The 500-nt window shown below is 54.2% G+C and carries 1 pseudogene; it reads right to left on the reverse strand.

Going from position 1 to position 500, the window contains the following annotated elements:
- A pseudogene (gene yaiW, locus KUA11_RS17020) lies at positions 1-500 on the reverse strand (surface-exposed outer membrane lipoprotein YaiW); the annotation flags it as partial.

Raw genomic sequence — 500 nt, forward strand, 5'->3', positions numbered from 1 at the left:
GCATACCATCCGGCGTTGAAATCGGCGAAGCGGAAAACAGGCGCGCTGTAGTTCGCCGGGTAATTCAGCAAATGGTATGTTCCAAACCACAGTCCGCCACGGCGCGTAAACACTTCCTGACGTACCGTGCCCGCCATCTTCCACGGATAGCCTTTAGCGTGCTGTTCGGAAAAGGCGATACTGACCTGCATCGGGCCCCCCGTATGCCCCGGGTTATATGAGCCAAATAGCGTCTGCCCCATAGGGGCCATATTGATAAAATCGTCAAAAATAGCGCTAAGCTGTTTTTCGGTTTTTACCGTATCCAGGCGTTCGCTATAGCTCTTCCCGTTGGGGGAGTTAATTTTCAGCGCGGTGTGCACCAGAAGCAGCGGAATGTGCAGTCGCTCAGCACGACGATCAATCTCCTGCCAGGCTATTTTACTTAGCCCCGGCACGACAGGGTCAGCCTGATAACCGGACTCCTGCTGGACGACAGCCAGCACCGAACAGATATTTTC

Source organism: Acetobacter estunensis (assembly GCF_019083805.1).
Lineage (GTDB): Bacteria > Pseudomonadota > Alphaproteobacteria > Acetobacterales > Acetobacteraceae > Acetobacter > Acetobacter estunensis_A.